The 16,904-nt window shown below is 64.6% G+C and carries 12 protein-coding genes, 1 tRNA gene and 1 pseudogene; 5 read left to right on the top strand and 9 right to left on the bottom strand.

Translation table 11 applies throughout. From position 1 onward, the window contains the following. The first annotated feature begins 630 nt into the window (after positions 1-630). The 3 genes from QM467_RS17495 to QM467_RS17485 all read left to right on the top strand — a co-directional run bounded on the left by QM467_RS17495 (position 631) and on the right by QM467_RS17485 (position 3,218). Positions 631-1,659: an AraC family transcriptional regulator gene (locus QM467_RS17495; RefSeq protein WP_283367623.1), complete on the top strand. Its 1,029-nt coding sequence runs from the start codon at positions 631-633 to the stop codon at positions 1,657-1,659. A 312-nt stretch (positions 1,660-1,971) separates the two neighbouring features. Continuing rightward, on the top strand, positions 1,972-2,199 hold the full coding sequence (locus QM467_RS17490; protein WP_283367622.1) for an MliC family protein: 228 nt from the start codon (positions 1,972-1,974) through the stop codon (positions 2,197-2,199). Between the two features lie 353 nt (positions 2,200-2,552). Next, a complete protein-coding gene (locus QM467_RS17485) occupies positions 2,553-3,218 on the top strand; it encodes a glutathione S-transferase family protein (protein WP_283367621.1) in 666 nt (221 codons plus the stop codon). Here the strand turns inward: QM467_RS17485 and QM467_RS17480 are convergent. The 4 genes and pseudogenes from QM467_RS17480 to QM467_RS17465 all read right to left on the bottom strand — a co-directional run bounded on the left by QM467_RS17480 (position 3,191) and on the right by QM467_RS17465 (position 9,490). After that, a complete protein-coding gene (locus QM467_RS17480; protein ID WP_283367620.1) occupies positions 3,191-4,198 on the bottom strand; it encodes a dihydroorotate dehydrogenase-like protein in 1,008 nt (335 codons plus the stop codon). The two genes, QM467_RS17485 and QM467_RS17480, sit on opposite strands and share 28 nt — an antisense overlap. Before the next feature lie 10 nt (positions 4,199-4,208). Further along, positions 4,209-6,518: pseudogene (gene nifJ / locus QM467_RS17475) on the bottom strand (pyruvate:ferredoxin (flavodoxin) oxidoreductase); the annotation flags it as partial. Positions 6,519-6,530: 12 nt separating this feature from the next. Further along, on the bottom strand, positions 6,531-7,835 hold the full coding sequence (locus tag QM467_RS17470) for a hypothetical protein (protein WP_283367619.1): 1,305 nt from the start codon (positions 7,833-7,835) through the stop codon (positions 6,531-6,533). Continuing rightward, a complete protein-coding gene (locus tag QM467_RS17465) occupies positions 7,832-9,490 on the bottom strand; it encodes an NAD(P)-binding protein (RefSeq protein WP_283367618.1) in 1,659 nt (552 codons plus the stop codon). The genes QM467_RS17470 and QM467_RS17465 overlap by 4 nt, the downstream gene beginning before the upstream one ends. A 347-nt stretch (positions 9,491-9,837) precedes the next feature. Here QM467_RS17465 and QM467_RS17460 point away from each other — a divergent pair, with 347 nt between their 5' ends. Then, positions 9,838-10,527 carry a trimeric intracellular cation channel family protein gene (locus QM467_RS17460; RefSeq protein WP_283367617.1) on the top strand — a complete coding sequence of 230 codons (690 nt, stop codon included), beginning with the start codon at positions 9,838-9,840 and terminating at the stop codon, positions 10,525-10,527. A 347-nt stretch (positions 10,528-10,874) separates the two neighbouring features. Here the strand turns inward: QM467_RS17460 and QM467_RS17455 are convergent. The 5 genes from QM467_RS17455 to QM467_RS17435 form a co-directional block, all read right to left on the bottom strand. Further along, positions 10,875-10,950: transfer RNA gene (locus tag QM467_RS17455), tRNA-Glu, on the bottom strand. Positions 10,951-11,050: 100 nt separating this feature from the next. Then, positions 11,051-12,853, bottom strand: coding sequence for a single-stranded-DNA-specific exonuclease RecJ (recJ, locus tag QM467_RS17450; protein WP_283367616.1), 1,803 nt, complete (start codon positions 12,851-12,853; stop codon positions 11,051-11,053). Continuing rightward, complete coding sequence (locus QM467_RS17445; RefSeq protein ID WP_283367615.1) at positions 12,843-13,442, bottom strand: glutathione S-transferase family protein; 600 nt, start codon at positions 13,440-13,442, stop codon at positions 12,843-12,845. Before QM467_RS17445 ends, recJ begins: the two co-directional genes overlap by 11 nt. Positions 13,443-13,511: 69 nt before the next feature. Continuing rightward, the gene (locus tag QM467_RS17440; protein WP_283367614.1) at positions 13,512-14,810 is read right to left on the bottom strand and encodes a homoserine dehydrogenase; all 1,299 of its coding nucleotides are present in this window, start codon (positions 14,808-14,810) and stop codon (positions 13,512-13,514) included. 213 nt (positions 14,811-15,023) lie between these two features. Beyond that, positions 15,024-16,241: a deoxyguanosinetriphosphate triphosphohydrolase gene (locus QM467_RS17435; protein ID WP_283367613.1), complete on the bottom strand. Its 1,218-nt coding sequence runs from the start codon at positions 16,239-16,241 to the stop codon at positions 15,024-15,026. A 192-nt stretch (positions 16,242-16,433) separates the two neighbouring features. On the opposite strand from QM467_RS17435, the gene QM467_RS17430 reads away from it, so the two are divergent. Continuing rightward, positions 16,434-16,775: a HesB/IscA family protein gene (locus QM467_RS17430; RefSeq protein WP_283367612.1), complete on the top strand. Its 342-nt coding sequence runs from the start codon at positions 16,434-16,436 to the stop codon at positions 16,773-16,775. The last annotated feature ends 129 nt before the right edge of the window (positions 16,776-16,904 follow it).

Genomic DNA, 16,904 nt, shown 5'->3' with positions numbered 1-16,904 from the left:
GGCGGTGCGCGCGAGAAAGCTCAGCGGCGTCAGCGGCGCGTAATTGGCGCGGTTGCGGTCTAGACCGACGGCGTAGGGATCGGCTTTCGCCATTATTCCTCTCCAGGGTTTATTGTGGCGCTGCTTCGCCCCCGGCTTTTGGCGGGGGTCAGCAAGGCGTTTTCTTGAGCGCGGAAGAATAGCTTGGCTCCCCCGCGCGACAACTGGCGCTGGAACGCCAAAACTCTGGCTTTGCGGACACATTTGCCCTTGAGCGGGCCAAATCGCCGGCGACAACGCAAACATCTGCGCGCGCACTAATACGATAGTTTAACGCTGGCGCCGTTGAACGAGATGCAGATCTATTTGGCGCCGAAGCGGGGCCGCAAGCAGATCCCTCGCTTTTACATGGCGCGGCGACGCCATTGTCGCGGCCAACTAAAATCGACTTGAAATAGATCCGCCGCGGAGTTCCGGAACGGTTCTTGAAACGCGCAATAACGATACGAAAGACGAAAGTTTAGCTCGCCAGTTCAGCAAAACATTCTTTAATCCCGAAAACGCTATGTTAAATTGGCGGAAAATTGATAAAGGGCCGTCATCGGACCAGCGCGCTGGCGGATTGGCGGAAGGGGATCGAGATAAAATTTCATGACCAACCGAACCACGTCGTCGCCGTGGCTACGTGGCGTCATCGACATGATGGCGGTCGCGGGGCTGGACACTGCCGAACTGATGCGGGCGGCGGATATCGATCCCGGCATTCTGCTGGATCGCGAAGCGCGCGTCCCCACGGAAAAGATGAGCCGCTTGTGGCGGATCGCGACCGAACGTTCGGGCAATCTCGAAATCGGCCTTATCGGCTCGGATCTGCCAATGCCGGGCAATTTCGACGTCGTCGGATATTCGATGCTGTCGAGCTGCAATCTGCGGGCGGCGCTTGAATCGATTTCGCGTCATATGCGGCTGGTCAGCGACGCCGCCGAACTCTCGCTGGAGCCTCATGGCGAGAATATTCATGTCCGCTTCGACCTTTTTGGCGGGCGGGAATCGGTGCCGCGCGAGCGAATTGAATATGATCTCCTGACCATCCTCAATTTCTGCCGCTGGGTCGCGGGGCGGCCGATCGAGCCCGTCTGCGTGGCGACGGTGTTCGCGGCGCCTGACGACCTGTCGCAGTTCGAGAAGGCCTTCCGCTGCCCGATCCAGTTCGGCGCGCAATTCAACGGCTGGATTTTCACGGCCGAGGCCCTCGACGCCCCCCTGCCCGCGTTCAATCCCATGGTCGCGGAGCTGCACGACAACCTTCTGCAGCAGCGTCTCGCAGCGTTCGACGGCGCCAGTCTCAGCGTGCGCGTGCGCCGCGAAATCGCGCGCCAGCTTTCGGCGGGCGAACCGCGGCGCGAGTCCATCGCCAACGCGCTGAAGATGAGCGATCGAACCTTGCAAAGGCGGTTGCGCGACGAGGGCGCGCCCTTCGAACGCCTGCTCGACGGGACGCGTTGCGACCTCGCCCAGCATTATCTTGCACGATCGAGCCTGACGACGGCGGAAGTCGCCTATCTGCTCGGCTTCGCCGACCCCGGAACATTTTTCCGCGCCTGCAAACGCTGGTTCGGCGCTTCCCCGAGCCAGTTTCGCGCCTCGATCCTTGAGCGCCCCAGGAAAGCCGCCGACTAGCGCAATTCCGGCGCGACGCGAGAGGCCCTGCGCGATCTCCGAAGGTCGCGGCGAGCGGAAAACGCAAATGACGGATTGCATTATGATTATTGACGGAAGACCGGGGCCGATTGACCATGTTCCCAAATCCGCTTTGAGCGGCGCGGCCAATCATGAAGGAATGGCGGCATGATAAAAAGGTCATCGCCACACAGCAACGTAGCATGGGGAACAGGACACGCTGCGAGCCGCTGGAAATGGCCATGCCTTATTACGGCGGCGATTGCGAGTCTGGGTCTCAGCCGCGCTGCCTCCGCAACCGAAGCGCAATACATGTGCAGCGGCGGCGACCGGCCGGCCGCTCGGTTCGTCTCCTCCGCGTCCGGCGCCCAGAGGGGAAGCGTCACGCTGACCTTCGATGCGGGGCGCGAGATCACTTTGCCGCAAGCAATCTCCGCTGACGGGGGACGCTACGCCGGCAATGGCGTTGAATTCTGGATCAAGGGACGGAGCGCGACCCTGACCCGCAACGGCGTCAGCGAAACCTGTTCGGCGCAATGAACACAGTCCCATTGGGAGATTGGCGTTCCAATGCGCGCAGCGAGAGTTGCTGGCCAGTTGCTGTTTGCGACGGCGGCCTGCCTTGCATCTTGCATGGCGAATGCAGCGTCCTTCGCTTGCCGGAGCGCGACGCCGCGAAAATCATGTTTCTCAGGAATGTGAAAAACAACCTCTGCCTTTGACGCTGAAAGGCCTCCGAACACACGCTGAGTTGAGACCGGAAGAAGAGGCGGAAATGAAAGCCAAGCACGCCCCTGGCCTCGCGCGCGAGGAGCTTCAGCGATGATCACGCTTTATTCCTATCCTTCGCTTTTCCTTCGCTTTTCGGCGTCGCCGACAACAATGGTTATGGCTTGAAGGTCTTCGCCTTCCTGCGCCTCGCGGGCCTGCCCTTCGCCCATGAGCATCTGTTCGACGCCTCGTCCGCCCCGCGCGGACAGCTGCCCTATATTGTCGACGACGGTGAGACCATCGGCGACAGCGAAACCATCATCGCCCATCTCATCCGCAAATTTCACCTGACGATCGACGCCGCATTGGGCGCGCGTGACCGAGACCTGAGCCTGCTCGTGACCCGTCTGCTCGACGACCTCTATTGGGTGATGTCCTATTCACGCTGGAAGGACGAGCGCTACTGGCCGGCTTTTCGCGCCGCGCTCCTGCGGGAGCACCCCAGCCTGACCGAGGATGGACTGGCAATGGCCCGCGAATTCAATTTCCAGCGCTATCATTTCCAGGGAATCGGCCGTTACGAGCCGGAAGCGGCCTATCAGCGCGGCCTTGCCGATCTTGGCGTCCTCGCCGATCTTATTCCCGAGGGCGCGTTCATCCACGGGGCGAAGCCGACGAGCGTCGATGCGGCCGTCTATGGCTTTATCGCCAATATCCATTTTTACGACATAGAGACGCCGCTGAAGCAATTCGTTTCCGCTCGGCCGAATCTCGCGCGTCACTGCTCGACGCTCCATGAAACCGTTATGCGGGCGCCCGATCACCGCCGAACATATCGACCGCGATAGCCCAACAAGCTGTGAATATAATCGCTGCGCTCCTGCGCTTCAGCGTCGCCGCGTGAATGCTTCATCAATCCCTTGATCGCGCTGACCGACGCAAATCCGCGTTGGGCCAGCCAGGTTTCCAGGCCTGCGATCATGGTTCGCAAATGTTCGGGGCCATGGCGCAGCAGCGCGGACGCGGTCATGACGGCGTCGGCCCCCGCCAGCAGAAATTTGATGACTTCATCCGCCGTTTCCACGCCCGATCCTGCGGCGAGGCTGGCGCGCGGCAGCCGGCCGCCCAGCAGTGAAACCCACAGCAGACCGAGTCGGATCTCGTTGGCGCCGCTCAATGCGATCTCATTGGTCCATCTCAGTCGCGCCAGATCGATATCCGGCTGATAAAGGCGGTTGAACAGAACCAGCCCGTCGGCGCCCGCCGCATCGAGGCCTTGCGCCAGCGCCCCGAAGGCGGCGAAACTGGGTTGCAGTTTGACCGCCAGCGGAAGCTTGACCCGGGCGCGGACGGCTTTGACCAGAGCCAGGCAATCCGCCTCCGGCTCGCCGATCCTGACGTCGGGGCCGGACGCGATCCGGTAGATGTTGAGTTCGAGGGCGCTGGCGCCGGCCTGTTCGATCTGGCAGGCGTAATCGATCCAGCCGGACTCGGTCGACCCGTTCAGACTGGCGACGATCGGGATGTCGACGGCGGCGCGCGCCTTGGCGATCAGATCGAGATAGGCCGCCGCGCCGGATCTGTATTCGCTGGCGGCGGGAAAATAGGAGCTCGCTTCCGGCGAGCTGTCCGCGCCGACGCTCGACAACGCCTCGGCCAGCTCTTGTTCCTGTCGAAGCTGCTCCTCGAATAGCGAGGGCAGGACAATCGCGGCGGCTCCGCAATCTTCCAGCCGCCTGACGCCGTCGAGATCGCCGGAAAGCGGCGAGGCCGATGCGATGACCGGATTGCGCAGGGCGAGGCCGAGATAGCGCGTGCTGAGATCCATTTGGCGCTCCTCAAAAATTCTCGCCGGCGCGCACCCGGGCGTCGGGATGGAATCGGCTGCCGTCGCTTCTGGCGAGCGCTTCATATTGCGCGTATTTTTCAGTGACGGCCGTCTGGGCGTGCGCGAGCAGTTCGGCCGCTTCGTCCGGCCGGCTGCTGGCAAGGCTGCGATAGCGCAATTCCTTGTAGGCATAGTCCTTCAGCGGAATCGTCGGGCGCGGCGAATCCAGCCGGAACGGCGCCTCGCCCGCCTTGCGCATCGCGGGATTGAAACGGAACAGGGGCCAGTAGCCGCACGCCGTGGCGAGATCCTGCTGCGCCATCCCGTAACGCAGATCGAAGCCATGCGCGATGCAATGGCTATAGGCGAGGATCAGCGAGGGGCCGGGCCAGGCTTCGGCTTCGCGCATGGCCAGCAGCGTCTGCTGCGGATTGGCGCCCAGCGCGACCTGCGCGACATAGACATTGCCATAGGCGATGGCCTGCAAGGCCAGGTCCTTGCGCGCCACGCGCTTGCCGGCGGCGGCGAATTTTGCGACGGCGCCGAGCGGCGTGGCCTTCGACGCCTGGCCGCCGGTATTGGAATAGACCTCGGTGTCGAGCACCAGCACGTTGACGTCGCGCGCGGCGGCCAGCACATGGTCGAGGCCGCCATAGTCGATGTCATAGGCCCAGCCGTCGCCGCCGACGAGCCAGATGCTGCGGCGAACCAGATGATCGGCTACCGACAGCAGGTTTTTCGCCTCGGGCTCGTCGCCCAATTCGCGCAATCGCCGCGTCAGTTCCGCGACGCGGCCGCGCTGCGCGAGAATCTCGGATTCGCGGATCTGCGGCGCGGCGAGAATCGCCTCGACCAGTTCCACCCCGAGTTTTGGCGCCAGTTCGCGCGCCAGCCGCTCGGCCAGCGCCACATGCATGTCGGCGGCGAGACGGAAGCCCAACCCGAATTCGGCATTGTCCTCGAACAGCGAATTCGACCATGCGGGGCCGCGTCCCTGCCCGTTCTTCGTCCAGGGCGTGACCGGCAAATTGCCGCCATAGATCGACGAGCAGCCGGTGGCGTTGGCGATCTGCAGGCGGTCGCCGAACAATTGCGACAGCAGGCGCAGATAGGGCGTCTCGCCGCAGCCGCCGCACGCGCCGGAGAATTCGAACAGTGGCTCCAGAAACTGAATGCCGCGCACATTGGCGAAATCGACCAGCGCGCGATCGTTGACGGGCAGATGCTCAAAAAAAGCGATGTTCTCGCGCTCCGATTCCAGCAAGGGGGCCTTGGCGGCCATGTTGATCGCCTTGGTCGCCGGCGCGCTGGGGCTGTGCGCCGGGCAGACTTCGACGCAGACGCCGCAGCCGGTGCAATCCTCGACGTAAAACTGCAGGGTGAAGCGGCTGTCGGGATAGCCGCGCGCATTGACCGGGGCCGATTTGAAGCCCTGCGGCGCCGGGACAGCGGGGTCGTTCAGGCGGGCGGCATCATAGAAGCGGGCGCGAATGACCGAATGCGGGCACGCGATAGCGCACTGGCCGCACTGGATGCATAGGTCGGTTTCCCAGACTGGAACTTCTTCCGCGATATTGCGCTTTTCCCAGGCCGCCGTGCCGGAGGGGAATGTTCCATCGACCGGCATGGCGCTGACCGGCAACTCGTCGCCGCGCCCGGCCATGATTTCAGCGGTGAATTTCTGCACGAAGTCCGGAGCCGAGGGTGAAACGATCGGCGGACGTTCGACAAGGCTGGTCGCCTCTTTCGGGATCGTGACTTCGTGGAGTCGGGCCAGCGTATGATCGACGGCGGCGAAATTTTCCGCGACGACCTTGCCGCCTTTGCCGCCATAGGACTTCTCGATCATGTGCTTGATGCGCGCCATGGCCTCGTCACGCGGCAGGACCCCGGAGATCGCAAAAAAGCAGGTTTGCAGCACGGTGTTGATCCGCCCGCCGAGGCCGGTGTCGCGCGCGACCTTCGAGGCGTCGATCACGAACAGGCGCAGGTTCTTGTCGATGATCGCCTGCTGGACGGAGCGCGGCAGGCGATCCCACGCCTCGTCGGCCTCATGGGGGCAGTTGAGCAAAAAGATCGCGCCCGGCGCGGCGATCTTGAGCACGTCGATCTTGTCGAGAAAGGCGAACTGGTGACAGCCGATAAAGTGCGCCGCCGCGATCAGATAAGGCGACTGGATCGGACGCGGCCCGAAGCGGAGATGCGACACCGTCTGTGCGCCGGATTTATGGGAATCATAGACGAAATAGCCCTGGGCGAAGCGATCCGGGTCTTCCGCCAGAATCTTGACGCTGTTCTTGTTGGCGCCGACGGTGCCATCCGATCCGAGCCCCTAGAACACCGCGCGGAAAACATCGTCGGTCTCGATCGTGAATTTCGGATCGAATGCGAGGCTTGAGCCGGACACATCGTCATTGACGCCGATGGTGAAACGGTTGACCGGCTGCGGCCGGGCCAGTTCGTCGAACACCGCCTTGACCATGGCCGGGGTGAAGTCCTTCGACGACAGGCCGTAACGGCCGCCGATCACGCGCGGCATGGTTTTGCGCGCGCCGCTGGCGACAGCTTGCGCCAGCGTGGCGATCACGTCGAGATAGAGCGGTTCGCCGCTGGCGCCCGGCTCCTTGGTGCGGTCGAGCACGGCGATCGAGCGGACGCTCTCGGGCAGGGAAGCCAGAAAATGCCCGGCGGAAAAAGGCCGGTAAAGCCGCACCTGCGCCACGCCGAGTTTGTATTTCTGCGCATCGGCCTGGTTCAGAAAGGCGGCGGTTTCACGCGCGGTTTCGGCTCCCGAGCCGATCAGCACGATGACGCGGTCGGCGTCGGCGGCGCCGGCATATTCAAACAATTGATAGGCGCGCCCGGAGATCGCGGCGAAGGCCGCCATTGCCTGTTCGACGATTTCGGGCGTGCGGGCGTAAAATGGATTCACCGTTTCCCGCGACTGGAAAAACGTGTCGGGATTTTGCGCCGTGCCGCGCACCACGGGATGCTCGGGCGTCAGCGCGCGGTCGCGATGGGCGCGCACGAGATCGTCGCGGATCATCGCCCTGATGTCGCCGTCGGACAGCAGCGTGAGCTTGTTCACCTCATGCGAGGTGCGGAATCCATCGAAGAAATGCACAAAGGGAACCCGGCTCTCAAGCGTCGCCGCCTGCGCGATCAGCGCCATGTCATGCGCCTCCTGCACCGAGGCCGAGGCGAGCATGGCGAAGCCGCAGGAGCGAATCGCCATGACGTCGGAATGGTCGCCGAAAATTGATAAAGCCTGGGTGGCGAGAGAGCGCGCGGCGATGTGGAACACGGTCGAGGTCAGTTCGCCCGCGATCTTGAACATATTGGGCAGCATCAGCAGCAGCCCCTGCGACGAGGTGAAGGTCGTCGTCAGCGCGCCCGATTGCAACGCGCCGTGCACCGCGCCCGCCGCTCCGCCCTCGCTTTGCAATTCCTGCACCAGCGGGACGCTTCCGAAAATATTGCGGAGATTTTTCGAGGTCCATTCGTCGGCCAGTTCGGCCATGGTCGAGGACGGCGTGATCGGATAGATCGCGCAGACTTCATTCACGCGATAGGCGACATGGGCGACGGCGGTATTGCCGTCAATCGTGTCGGTCTGGCGGGGTTCGGCGACACTCATGCTGACGCCTCCGGCGCTGTTCTCGCGGGTTCGGGCTTCATCTCGATGGCGTGGCATGGGCATTGCTCGAAACAGACGCCGCATCCGGTGCAGCGCGCGTAATCGAACAGGTAGCGGCGGCCCGGTCCGAGCTTGACGATCGCCTGTTCCGGGCAAGCGGCATAGCACTGGTCGCATTCGAAGCAATTGCCGCAGGAGAGGCAGCGCCGCGCTTCATGATGCGCCTGCGCCTCGCTCAAGCCCGCCATTGTTTCCGCGAATCCATGGGCCAGCCGCTCTGCGACCGGCATCTCGCTTTGCACCGAGGGCGGCGCGTCGGCATAGATCGGCAGATGCAGCAAATCGAATGTCGCAATGGGATGCTTGACGGAAGTTTGCGCCGCCGCGCCGCGCAAAAAGGCGTCTATGGCCCGCGCGGCCTTCTTGCCGTGGCCGACGGCGGCCGTGACGCTGCGCTGCCCCGGCGCCATGTCGCCGCCGGCGAAAACGCCCGGCCTTCCGGTCATCATGTTGGAATCGACGATCACCAGATCGTCCGCCGTGAAAGCGACGCCGGGCGCGTTTCGCAGGAAACCGCAGTCGGTTTGCTGGCCGAGCGCCAGCACCACGGAATCCGCCGAAAGGGTCTCGAATTCGCCGGTCGGTTGCGGACGGCCCGACTCGTCAAGCCGCATGGTCTCGACCGTGAGCGAATCTTCGCCAATATCCTTGATCGCGCTGAGCCATTTGATCTTGACGCCCTCGGACAAAGCCTCGTCGGCCTCGAAAGCTTGGGCAGGCATGTGGGCGCGGTCGCGGCGGTAGACGATCAGCGTTTCCTCTGCGCCGAGCCTGCGCGCCATGCGGGCGGCGTCCATCGCGGTATTGCCGCCGCCGTAGACGATGACGCGGCGGCCGAGGCTTGGCGCTTCGCCGGTTTCGACATCATGGAGCAGCTTGATCGCGTCGATGACCTTCGCCGCGTCGCGCGCCGGTATATCGATCTTCTTGCCGATCTGCGTGCCGATGGCCACAAACACGGCGTCGAATGAGCCGGCCGCCTGCTCGGCGAGGATGTCCTCGACCTTGTGGTTCAGAACGATCCTCACGCCCATGGCCTCGATGCGGGCGATTTCCTTCATCAGTTCGGCGCGCGGCAGGCGATAGGCGGGGATGCCGAAATGCAGCATGCCGCCGGGCAGCGGGCCGGCTTCCTGCACTTCGACGGCGTGGCCGAGACGGGCGAGATGATAGGCCGCCGACAATCCGCTCGGTCCGCCGCCGACGACCAGAACGCGCTTGCCGCTTGAGGCGGCGGGCTCGTCCGGCGTCCAGCCCTGCTCTGTCGCCAGATCGCCGAGAAATCGCTCGACAGCGTGGATGCTGACGGCGCTGTCGAGCTGGGCGCGATTGCAGCTGGTTTCGCAGGGATGATAGCAGACGCGCCCATGCACGGCGGGAAAAGGGTTGTCGCGGAGAATCGCCCGCCAGGCTTCCTGGAATTTTCCCGCCTGGGCGAGATCAAGCCAGGCCTGCACATTCTCGCCTGCCGGGCAGGCGTTGTTGCAGGGCGGCATGAGATCGGCATAGACCGGCCTGTTTTCGCGGACCGGACCGGTCCCCTTTTCACGCAGCAGGTCGATCACGGGTGTGAAATCCGATTGCCTGGCGGTCATTTGCGCTCTCGCTCCCGGGGTTGCGCGCCCGCGACCTGCGCAAGGCGCGCGGTCCCGGTTTCACGCAGGAAGAATGTCAGAACCAGCGACAGAACGATAGCTCCGGCCCATATGAAATCGGCTTCCTGGAAATTCTCCGGATTGAGCGGCCGACCACCCGAAAGTCCCATCAAGGCATGGGCATCCAGCAATTCGTCAATAAGAAGCTGGTTCGCAACGCGGTGCTCGAAGCGCCCTTAGAGGAAGACGGGACCGACTTCTCCCCGGACCGACGTGCTCGCCTTCAAGGTTCAGTCACAATTTCCAGGCTCCGTGCGGTAAAGGCTGAAACGCCGGCCACGCATTTAGTGGCGGACGTTTCTTTTCCGTGGTCGGCGACAGGCGCCGGACCGTGCTATATCGCCCGCATGAACGCCGAAATCACACTTGCCACAATCGAGCCCGTGCTGCGCTGGCTGAACCTCGCCGGGCTTTCCGTTTTCGCCGTCTCGGGCGCGTTGGTCGCGGCGCGCCAACGGCTCGATATTGTCGCAGCCTGCTTTTTCGCCATAGTCGCCGCCATCGGCGGCGGGACGATGCGCGACGTTCTCATCGGCGCGCCCGTATTCTGGATGCGGGATCCGGCGCCCTTGGTCATATGCTTGTCGGTTGCGGTCGCGGTCTGGCTGGTCCCGCTGCGCTGGTGGCCGGTTCGGGCGCTCGACTGGTTCGACGCCGCCGGGCTCTCAGCCTATTCTGTCTATGGCGCTGGAAAGGCCCTGAGCGTCGGGATTGCGCCTCTTCCGGCCGCCGCCATGGGAATCGTCACCGCCTGCATGGGCGGCGTGATTCGCGACGTCGTGGCGGGCTTGCCCTCAATCCTTTTGCGCAACGAACTCTATGTGACGGCGGCAGTGCTCGCGGCCGCGCTTTTTGTCGGCCTTGACGTGTTGGGCCTCTCGGCGCCGGCGGCGTCGCTCGCGGGCGCCGCCAGCGGCTTTGCCCTCCGGGGCGCGGCGATCCGCTGGGGACTGGCCTTGCCACGCCACGGCGGCTGAGTCAGGAGCCGAGCAGGAATTGCGTTGCGGCGGCGGGACAAAGCGCGCCGAGAAAATGATGGCGGAGCGCCGGCGCCGGGCATGCCGGGGCACAGTATTCCTCAGGAACATCCAACACACGGGACAGGACCGCTGTGAACCGATCGAAGCCGACGCCAGCGCCAAGGGCGCCGGTAAGTCCCATCGAGCGAAGATGGATAATCGCCAGCGGCGGTTCTTGTCGGCGGTATGCCGCATGGCCGGAAAATTTGCCGAGACATCCGCGAAATTTCGCATTTATCCGCCCCTGGATATCGGACGAATCTTGGACGCTCGATCGACGACTTGTGCTAACTAATTGATTTTATTGGCGCGCCCAAGGGGAATCGAACCCCTGTTTTCGCCGTGAAAGGGCGACGTCCTAGACCGCTAGACGATGGGCGCGGAGCGCGAAGCAGGTTGGCCGCTTGCGAAGTGGGGCGACGTATAAACGCGCCAATTCATGCTGGCAAGCCTTTCATCCCCCTTCGCCACGGATTTTTGTTCAGCGTCCGAGCCCCGGCTTGCAAATAGCCAGATCGACCAGCCGCGCGCTGACTTTGGTGCGTCCGCCCCAATGATCGAGCGAGAGCGAACAGGCAAGATGCGCCCGCTCGCCGCGCGCCTTGGCGAGCGCTGCGCCGATGGGCGACTGCGCAGCACGGAACGCCGCCAGCTCCAGCCGCGCGCCGTCGCCCGACTGGACCCGAAGCCGCAAATTGTCGGCGCCGAAGGGCAGGACATCGGTGATTCTATGCTCGGGCAGCACGAAGACCGGCTCGGGATTGCCCGCGCCGAAAGGCCCCGCCTTCTCGATTTCCTCGACCAGGGCCGGCGTGCAGGCGCTCGCGGTCAGCAGCCCATCCACCGAGAGCCCCGCGTTGGCGCGGGCGCGGGCGACCGGCTCGGCGAGCCGCTCTTCGAGAAAGGACTGGAACGCGGCGAGCTGGTCGCGCCGCACGGTCACGCCCGCCGCCATGGCGTGGCCGCCGCCCTTGGCGATGAGGCCGGTCTCGACCGCCGCGCGCACAACCTTGCCGAGATCCACGCCCGCGATCGAACGCGCAGAGCCCGTTCCGACCTCTCCGTCGAAGGCGATGGCGAAGGCCGGACGCCGGAACAGCTCCTTCAGGCGCGAGGCGACCAGCCCGACGATTCCGGGCTGCCAGTCCGCCGCGGCGGCCAGCACGAAGGCGCCCTCCTCTGCCGGCCCCATCTGCTTGTAGGCCTCGCCCAAAGCCTCCTGAAGCATCTGCTTTTCGAGGATCTGGCGCTCGCCATTGAGCCGGTCCAGCTCGGCGGCGATGGCGCCGGCCTCGTGATCATCGCGCAGCAATAATAATTTGGCGCCCAGCGCCGCATCGCCGATGCGGCCGCCGGCGTTGATGCGCGGGCCGAGCAAAAAACCGAGATGATAGGCGCGCGGCGGTCCGTTGAGGCCGGCGACGTCAGCCAGCGCGCGCAGTCCGACGCGGCCGCGCGACTTCATCAGCGACAAGCCCTTGACCACGAAGGCCCGGTTGAGGCCGGTCAGCGGCGCGACGTCGGCGACCGTGGCGAGGGCGACGATATCGAGCGACGCCAGCAGGTCAGGCTCCAGCCTCTCGCGCCAGAAGCCGCGCTGGCGCAGGGCGCGGTTGAGCGCGACCAGCGTGACGAAGGCCACGCCCGCGGCGCAAAGCGCGCCCTGCCCCGAGACGTCGTCCTGGCGGTTGGGATTGACCACGATGGCCTCCGGAAGAACCTCCGGCGCCTGATGATGGTCGAGAACGATCACATCCATTCCCAGTCGCCGCGCCTCGGCGAATGGTTCGAAACTGGTCGTGCCGCAATCCGCCGTGACCAGCAAGGTCGCGCCGCGCGCGGCCAGCGCGCGGATCGCCTCGCTGTTGGGACCATAGCCCTCGGTGATCCGGTCGGGGATATGGATCAGGCGCGGGACGCCGCAATAATCGAAAAATTCCGCCAGCACCGCCGAAGAACAGGCGCCGTCGACGTCATAATCCCCGAAAATGCCGATGGTTTCCTGCCGCTCGACGGCGCGGACCAGACGCTCCGTGGCCTCCTCCATCGCCGTCAGCGTGAAAGGTTCGGGCAGAAGGGCGCGCAGGGTGGGATCGAGATGGGCGAGAGCGGTCTCCGGGTTGACGCCGCGCCCGGCCAGCACGCGCGACAGCAGATCCGGCAGGCCGGTCTGCTGCGCGATCGCCAAGGCCCGCGCGCCGCCCGCGGCGTCGAGCCGATCGCGCCACAGCCGCCCCATCGCGCTGCTTTCGACGCCGAGCAGCAACCGGGCCTCAGATTCCATCGGCGTCGATTTTTTGCGCGCGCAAAAAGGCCGGGCGCGAGCGGCAACGCTCCAGATAAGCAGAAAATTCCGGGCGCGGCTCCAGCATTTTGAAGACATTGATGACGAAATGCAGATCCGACGCGATCAGCACGTCGGCGGCGGAGAATTTTTCGCCGAGCAGATAGGGGCTCGCGGAGAGAACCTCCGCCAGGACATTGAAGACCTTGTCGAACGACCCCCATCCCGCCGAGCCTTCAGGCAGTTGAACATTGGCGAATTTCTGGGTGATCGCGGCCTCGATGCAGGAGCCGGAGAAGAACAGCCATTGCAGATAGCGCCCGCGCGCAGCCTCGCCGATGGCAGGCGCCAGCCCCGCCTGCGGAAATTTTTCCGCCAGATAAGCGATGACCGCGCCGGATTCCGCCACGCAGGATTCTCCGTCCTGCAGCGCGGGCACCTTCTCCATCGGATTGATGGCGTGGTAGGCCGGCTTGTGCTGCTCGCCGGATTTCAGATCGACCCGCACGCGCTCGCAAGGCGCGCCGATCTCCTCCAGCATCCATAGAACCCGCAGGGACCGCGTCTGGGGCGCCCAGTAAAGCCGCATGAATTCCTCCTCGCCTCGCTCAGGTGCGAACAAAATAGGAACATAACTCCGCGGCGTCAAGCCGCGAAATCATTCGCGTTCGATGCGAATGACCTGCGGCTTTTCGGCGATATGGCCGTCGGCGACAATTGCCGCGAGCGCTTCGCGCACCGAGGCTTCGGTGGTTGCGTAAGTGACCAGCACCACCGGCACGACGCTGTCGTCGGCGGCGCAGCCGCGGCGCTGGACGATGCTTTCCAGAGAAATGCCGCGCTCGGCCATGCGCGTTGCGATCGCCGCCGCCGCGCCAATATGGTTGCGGGCCGCGAGCCGGATGTAATAGCCGCCCTCATGGCGCTGCATCGGCGATTTTTGCGCCGTGGCGAGGTGATCGACCGGCAGGCCGAATGGCGCGGAGCGGATGCCGCGCGCGATATCGGCGATATCGGCGACAACCGCCGAGGCGGTCGCCATGCCGCCGGCGCCGGGGCCAACCAGCGTCAATTCATTCACGGCGTCGGCGTCCACGGTCACCGCATTGGTGACGCCCATGACCTGCGCGATCGGGGACGACAGCGGAACCATGGTCGGATGCACGCGCTGTTCGACGCCATGCGGCGTGCGCTGGGCGACGCCGAGCAACTTGACGCGATAGCCGAGTTCGCGGGCGGCGTGGAGATCGGCCAGCGAAATATCCTGGATGCCCTCGATGCTGATCGCCTCTGCGTCGAGCTTCACGCCGAAAGCGAGCGAGGCAAGAATGGCGAGCTTGTGCGCGGTGTCGAAGCCGCCAATGTCGAAGGTCGGATCGGCCTCGGCATAGCCGAGCCTTTGCGCCTCGCTCAGGCATTCGGCGAAAGACAGCTCCTCCAGCTCCATCCGCGAGAGGATGTAATTGCAGGTGCCGTTCAGAATGCCATAGACGCGAGCGATGCTGTTGCCGGCGAGTCCCTCGCGCAAGGTCTTGACGATGGGTATGCCGCCCGCGACCGAGGCCTCGAAAGCCAGGGCGGAATGATGGGATTCGGCGAGGCGGGCCAGTTCCAGCCCATGTTTCGCCAGCAGCGCCTTGTTGGCGGTCGCCACGGACTTGCCAGCCTTCAGGGCCGCCTCGACGCTGGCGCGCGCGCCGCCCTCGTCGCCGCCGATCAGTTCGACGAAAAGGTCGATCTTTTCCGAGCGCGCAAGGGCGATGGGGTCGTCGAACCATTCGACGCCGGAAAGGTCCACGCCCCGGTCGCGCTTGCGGTCGCGGGCGGAGACGCCGGCGACGACGATGCTGCGGCCCGTGCGCGCGGCGAGATCGCCCGCCTGCGTCTGAAGGAGGCGAACAACGGCGGCGCCCACCGTTCCGAGACCGGCGATCCCGACGCGCAAAACTTCACTCATGTTCCGGTCCCCGCCCGATTTCAGGATTTGGCGGCGTTGTGCCTCATTTCGCGCGGGGGATCAATGCGGGTCACAGGCGGCAGGCGCTCATTCCGGAGCGGGCGACGCAAGCGGAACGCAACCCGCCCTGCCCGGACGTCGCCTAAATGTCCAGATAAGAGCGAAAGACCAACGCACGGGAAACTGGCGAGGCCCTAAACTGCCCTCGCGCCGTCAGCGGCGGCTCACGGCCTTTCCGAGCCATTTATCCGCCTGGGCCTGGGCGTAGCGGTCCGTCATGCCCGCGATATAGTCCGAAACAACCCGCGCGCGCTCGGCCTCGCTGCGATTGCGCGCCGCCTGCGCCCATTCCTCTGGCATGGCCTCCGGCTCGGCCAGAAATTTCTCGAACAGCCCCCTCACGATCCTCCGGGCGTCCTTCCAGACCGGCAGAATGGCGCTGTGGCGATACATGCGCACGAACAGGAAAGCCTTGATCTCAGCCTTCGCCGTCTCCATCGCGGGCGAGAAGGCGGCCACCGCCGCATCCGCGCGGCGGATGTCCTCGATGCTCGCCGGCGCCAGCGCGGCCAGCCGCCGCGCGCTCTCGGTCAGGGCGTCCTCGACAAAGCGGGTGATGACGCGGCGGACCAGTTCGTGGATGACGCGCACCCGCTCCAGCCCCGGATGGCGCGCCGCGATCTCCTCCAGCAGGTGACGCAGGAAGGGAACCTCGTGCAGGTCTTCAAGGTCGAACAGACCGGCGCGCAGGCCGTCGTCGATGTCATGGGCGTTATAGGCGATATCGTCGGCGAGCGCCGCGCATTGCGCCTCAGCCGAAGCAAATTGCTCAAGATGAAGTGGAAATATCGCGTCGAATTCCTTGATCTCGAATGGAATATCACCCTCATTGTCATGTCGCGCATGAGGTCCGCGCAGCGGCCCGTTATGTTTGACCAGCCCTTCCAGCGTCTCGTAGCAAAGGTTGAGCCCATCCCAGCCTGCGTAGCGCCGCTCCAGCTTCGTGACGATGCGCAGGGCGTGGGCGTTGTGGTCGAAGCCGCCGAAAGGCGCCATGCAAGGGTTGAGGACTTCCTCGCCGGCATGGCCGAAACAGGTGTGGCCGAGGTCATGGGCGAGCGCCGTCGCCTCGGCGAGGTCCTCGTCCAGCGCCAGCCCGCGCGCCAGCGCACGGGAGATTTGCGCTACTTCGATCGTGTGGGTCAGGCGGGTGCGGAAATGGTCGCCTTCCAGCGGAATGAACACCTGGGTCTTGTGGGCGAGACGGCGGAAGGCGGTCGAATGGATCAACCGGTCGCGGTCGCGCTGGAATTCGCCGCGCGTCGGCGAGGCCGGCTCGGGGAAAAGCCGGCCTCGGCTGCGACGCCAGTCAGCGGCGTAGGGCGCCAGCGGCTTGACAGAGAGAAAATTCGGACCGGGCGCGACGGACAAGGGACCCTGCACAGGACGGAGGCGACGGAACTATCAGCGGCGCATATCACGCCGGACGCGACGGCGTCGAGTTCACCCGTTGTAATTGCGCAAGACGACGTTTCCGCGGCGGAAGGGAAAAGCGCGCTGCGCCGCATTGACCCTGCCCCGGCAAGGACTATGTTCAGTTCTTGAACAAGGCGGAGAATACCGATGACTGAACTTGTGGCGGAACAGGTCGTGGCCACCGAACGCGCGCTCAAACGCGTGGCCGAAGTGCTGCGCGACGAAGCGCCGGGCTCTTTCCTGCGGATTTCGGTCAATGGCGGCGGCTGTTCCGGCTTCCAATATTCCTTCGACATCGTGCCCGCCGCCGAGGAAGGCGACATCATCCTGGGCGATTCCGAATCGCGGCTGGCGCTCGATCCGATCTCGCTCGATTACATCAAGGGCGCGCAGATCGATTTCGTCGACGACCTGATGGGCTCCTCTTTCCGGATCGAGAATCCCAACGCCACGGCGTCGTGCGGCTGCGGGACAAGCTTCGCGATTTGAAGAAATTTGTGCGCGGGTCCGCAGCAGACTCGCGCTAGCGAATCGCGCCCGAACCAGAACCCGCCCGCCAAGATCGACCCGCCAAGATCGCCAGCCATGACGAGCCGAGCCGCTGAACCCTCCCGCATC

The organism is Rhodoblastus sp. 17X3 (assembly GCF_030056575.1).
In the GTDB taxonomy this organism is placed as follows: Bacteria; Pseudomonadota; Alphaproteobacteria; order Rhizobiales; family Beijerinckiaceae; genus Rhodoblastus.
This window is presented reverse-complemented; position numbering and strand designations above follow the sequence as displayed.